This window comes from Streptomyces sp. URMC 123, from assembly GCF_051386515.1.
GTDB lineage: Bacteria > Actinomycetota > Actinomycetes > Streptomycetales > Streptomycetaceae > Streptomyces.
In genome coordinates, this window is record NZ_JBPQTV010000427.1 from 1 (window position 1) to 4,583 (window position 4,583).

3 protein-coding genes are annotated in these 4,583 nt (G+C 74.3%); all 3 read left to right on the forward strand.

Going from position 1 to position 4,583, the window contains the following annotated elements; all coding sequences use genetic code 11:
- Positions 1–846: 846 nt before the first annotated feature.
- From ACSNOD_RS28660 to ACSNOD_RS28670, 3 genes are read left to right on the forward strand one after another with little or no spacing between them, the layout of a single operon-like run.
- Positions 847–1,935 (forward strand): polyprenyl synthetase family protein, encoded by a 1,089-nt coding sequence (locus tag ACSNOD_RS28660; RefSeq protein WP_436769985.1) that lies wholly within the window; start codon positions 847–849, stop codon positions 1,933–1,935.
- A 40-nt stretch (positions 1,936–1,975) separates the two neighbouring features.
- Positions 1,976–2,995, forward strand: coding sequence for a terpene synthase family protein (locus ACSNOD_RS28665; RefSeq protein ID WP_436769986.1), 1,020 nt, complete (start codon positions 1,976–1,978; stop codon positions 2,993–2,995).
- 31 nt (positions 2,996–3,026) lie between these two features.
- Positions 3,027–4,394, forward strand: a complete 1,368-nt coding sequence (locus ACSNOD_RS28670) for a cytochrome P450 (RefSeq protein ID WP_436769987.1) — start codon at positions 3,027–3,029, stop codon at positions 4,392–4,394.
- The last annotated feature ends 189 nt before the right edge of the window (positions 4,395–4,583 follow it).

The window sequence follows — 4,583 nt, forward strand, 5'->3', positions numbered from 1 at the left end:
CCCCCCCCGCGCCCGCCCCGTGGGGCGGGCGCCACCGTGCGGGCGGGCGCCGTAGCGCCGATGTGCGGGAAGGGCGCGCCCGGAGCACCGCGCGCGCCCCGTCACCCCCTGTGGTGTCCGGTGGTGTACCTGTGGCCGACCACCGGGTTTTTGTGAGAACCCGCCGGGAAGGCTCCGTTGCGTCCATTCGGGGTGCGCCGGCCCATGGGGAGAACGCGCCGGCCCATTCGGGTGGTTGTGCGTCCGAGCCTCTCCCGGGTGGACCGTTCAGGCACTCCGAGCAGCAGGAAGCGGGCCGATCGCGTGGTCAGTAGAAGCCTTCCGACAGTGAGCCGGCGGCCGGGCCGCCGCCAGGGCCGCGGCCGCTAGAGCCCGCGGCCGTACGGGAGCGGCGTACGGGAGCGCCGTACGCCCGTGGGCCGGGGCCGGGCGCGTCCGCCCGGAGCCGCGGCCTCGGGCCCCGCGCCGCCCCCGCCCGCCCCGTCCCGTTCGGCGTCGTCCCCGCTCGCCGTCCGTTCGCTCACCGTTCGTTCGTCGTCGTCCGTTCGTCGCCTTTCCGGCGCCGAGTCCAGGGCCCCGCGCCGGTGGTTCGCGCCACCGGGGCTCCCGAAGAACCCTTCCAGCCCTCCGTCCGGCCGTCGCCCCGCCGCTCGCGGGGATCGCGGCGTGCCCGCGGCCGGCCCCCGTCGCACCACCGGCACCAGGACATCATTGGCGTGGCCAGGCATTACCAGGCACCACGGCACCACCGGCATGGCCAGGCACCACCGGCACCACGGCACCACCGGCACGACCATGGCACATCCGTCGTCTCCCGGAGACGACCGGCGTGAAGGAGGCCGCACCATGACCGCCCTCACCTCCGCACCCCTGGACCCGGCGCGGACCCGGAAGGCCGTCGACGCCGCCCTGGCGGAGTTCCTGGAACGGCAGCAGCGCTCGACGGCCCACCGCCCGATATCCCGGATGATCGACGCCCTGCGGAGCTTCCTCTTCGCCGGCGGCAAACGCATCCGGCCCGCGATGTGCCTGTGCGGCTGGCAGGCGGCCGGCGGGCGGGGGGACATCGACCCGGTGATCCGTACGGCGGCGTCCCTGGAGCTGTTCCACGCCTTCACCCTCATCCACGACGACATCATGGACAACAGCGCCACCCGCAGGGGCCGGCCGAGCGCGCACCGCGCCCTGGCCGCGTGGCGGCGCGGCCGCGGCGGGCGCGGGCACGGGAGCGGGGCCGGCGACAGATTCGGCGTCAACGCCGCCATCCTCCTCGGCGACCTGGCCCTGGCCTGGTCCGACGAGATGCTGCAGACGGCCGGACTGACCCCGGGCCAGTTACGGGCCGTGCTGCCCGTGCTGCACACCATGCGCACCGAGGTCATGCAGGGCCAGTACCTGGACCTGCTCTCCACCGGGCGGCTCACCGGGGACATCGACCTGGCGCTCACGGTCGTGCGGTACAAGTCCGCCAAGTACACCGTCGAGCGCCCGCTGCACCTCGGCGCCGCGCTGGCCGGCCCCGACCCGTCCGTCATGGACGCCTGCACCGCGTACGCGCTGCCGATCGGCGAGGCCTTCCAGCTCCGGGACGATCTGCTCGGCGTCTTCGGGGACACCGCGGCGACCGGCAAGCCCGTCATCGACGATCTGCGCGAGGGCAAGTCGACCGTGCTGATGTCGCTCGCGGTGGCGCGGGCCGACGCGGCGCAACTGCGGCTGCTGCACCGGCTGGTGGGCGACCCCACCCTGGAGGAGAGCCAGGCGGCCGCCGTGCGCGCCGTGCTGGAGGAGACCCACGCCCGCCAGGACGTGGAACACATGATCGCCACCCGCTACCGGGAGGCGCTGCGCGCGCTGGACCGCGCCCCGTTCCCCTCGGTCGCCACGGCCGCGCTCCGCAGACTCGCGGACGCCGCCACGGCGCGGACCCACTGACCCCTCCGGCTGTCCCGGCGAGCGCGAAGAAGGCTGCCCCATGCCCATGATCGACACCTCCGTCCTGGTGGACGGCTTCTACGACCCTCCCCATCCGCCGGTCAACCCCCTCGCCCCACAGGCGGAGGACGAGGTGGTGGCCTGGCTCTGGCGGCTCGGCTTCCTCAGCACGGCCGCCCAGGAGGAGCACTTGCGCTCCTTCGAGTTCGGCCTGTACCACGGTCTGGCGACACCGCTGGTGGATCTGGACCATCTGGTCCTCGGCATCCAGTGGTTCTGCTGGGGCTCCCTCGCCGACGACCAGTACGACAACTTCGACTGGGGCGAGCGGGAGTCCCGGATGCGCGGGGTGCTGCGGGACATGCGGGCGATCGCGCTCGGCACCGAACGGCCGGCGCCGGCCCGCAACCCGGTGATCGCCGGGTTCGCCGATCTGTGGCCCCGGCTCACCGACGGCCTGCCGCCGCGCGGCCGGCAGCGCATCACCAAGCACTTCCTCGACTACATGCAGGCCATCGTGCTGCAGAACCGGTACCACGCCACGGGGCACGTGCCGGACGCGGCGACCTTCCTCACCATGCGCCGCAACACCATCGCGATGATCTTCCAGGCCGATGTGCTGGAGATCGTCTCCGGGATCGCGGTGCCCGACCCGCTGCGCGACAGCCTGCTCTTCCGGGAGCTGGTGCTGTGCTTCGCCGACATCCTCGCCTGGCACAACGACGTCTACGGGCTGGAGAAGGACCTCGCCGACGGGCAGACCTGCAACATGGTGCGGGTGGTCGCCGCGAGCGAGGGCTGCGCCCTGGCCGAGGCCGTGGACCGGGTGCTGGAGCGGGCCAAGGACCGCCAGCGCCTCTTCCTGGAGATCCAGGGCCAGTTGCCGGACCTGGCCGACTCCCTCGGCCTCCCCCCGGAGGCCGCGGCCGAGGCCACCCGGCTCGCCCGGGACCTGCGGGCCTACGCCCACGCCGACCTGGTGTGGATCTATCGCACCCGCCGTTACGACCTGGACCGCCCCAGGATCAGGGGCACCTTCGACGATCTGATCACCCACTGACCGCCTCGACTTCCCTTCGGGAGACACCTCCGTGACCACACCGCGTCGGGCCGCGCCGGCGGCCCCCCGGTCCTGTGCACCGCCCCTGGCGCCCGGGCGCCTCCCCCTGCTCGGGCACACCCTCGCGCTGTGGCGCCGGCCGCTGCGCTTCCTGGAGTCGCTGCACACCCGGGGGGACATCGTCCGGGTCGACCTCGGCACCCGGCCGGTGTACTTCGTCACCTCGCCCGAACAGGTGCGGGAGGTGATGGTGGTGCGGGCCCGCAGCTTCGACCGCGGCCGGCACGCCGACCGCGTACGGCAGCTGTTCGGCAACGGCCTCGCGACCTCCGACGGCGCGTTCCACCAGCGGCAGCGGCGGCTGGTCCAGCCCGCGTTCCACCGGGCGCGGGTCGCGGACTGGACCGGTGTCATGGAGCGCCGCGCCCGGGAGATGGTGGACTCCTGGCGCCCGGGCCAGGTGGTGCCGGTGCACCGGGCCGTGGGCGACCTGGTGCTGGCCACCTTCGCCGAGGCCATGTTCGCCTCCGAGCTGGGGCGGCCCGCAGTCGAGGAGATGCGCCGCTCCGTGCCGGTGATCATGCGGGACGCGGTCACCCGGGCCGTGATGCCCCAGGCGCTGGACTCCCTGCCGATCCCGGTGAACCGCCGCTTCGACGCGGCGGCCGCGCGGCTGCGGCACGAGTTCGACCAGGTCATCGCCCGCTACCGGGCCAGCGGGGCCGACCACGGCGACCTGCTGTCGCTGCTGCTCGCCGCGCGGGACGCGGACACGGGGGAGGCGATGAGCCCGGAGCAGGTGCGCGACGAGCTGGTCACCATCACCGTGGCCGCGACCGAGACCACGTCCGCGGCCCTGGCCTGGGTCCTCCACGAGCTCGGCCGGCACCCGGAGGTCGACCGCCGGCTCCACACGGAGATCTCCGCGGCGGTGGGCGACGGCCCGGTGCGCCATGCGGCCGTGGCGGGGCTGGAGTACGCGCCCCGCGTGCTCAACGAGGCGCTGCGGCTGCACGCCATTCCGCTCTCCATGCGGCGGGCCCGGGAGCCGGTGGAGCTGGCCGGCCTGCGGGTGCCGGGCGGCAGCGAGGTGGCGTTCAGCATCTACGCCCTCCACCGGCATCCGCGGCTCTACCCGGAGCCGCACCGCTTCGACCCCGACCGCTGGCTGCCCGAGCGGGCCGGGCGGCTGCCGCGCGGCTCGTTCATCCCCTTCGGGGAGGGCGGCCGCAAGTGCCTCGGCGACGCGTTCGCCTGGGCGGAGTTGACCGTCGCTCTCGCGACGGTGGTCGCGCGGTGGCGGCTGGTGCCGGTGGGGGGGCGTGCGGTGCGGGAGATTCGCTCGGTGAGCATTCCGCGGCCCTCGGCGCTCCCGATGATCGCGACGCCCCGCGATTAGCGTCTGGCTCGGTTTGCGCGACGTCCACGGTGTGGGTTGTCCGTGAGGTGACCGTCGCCGTTTTTCCGGCCGAAGGCCGGGGCGTTTGTCCGCGCCTTCGGTGCGGGGACCACCACCTCACCCCGGCCGAAGGCCGGGCCTCTACCAGCCCCTTCGGCGCCCCCCGGCCGAAGGCCGGGGCCTTTTCCC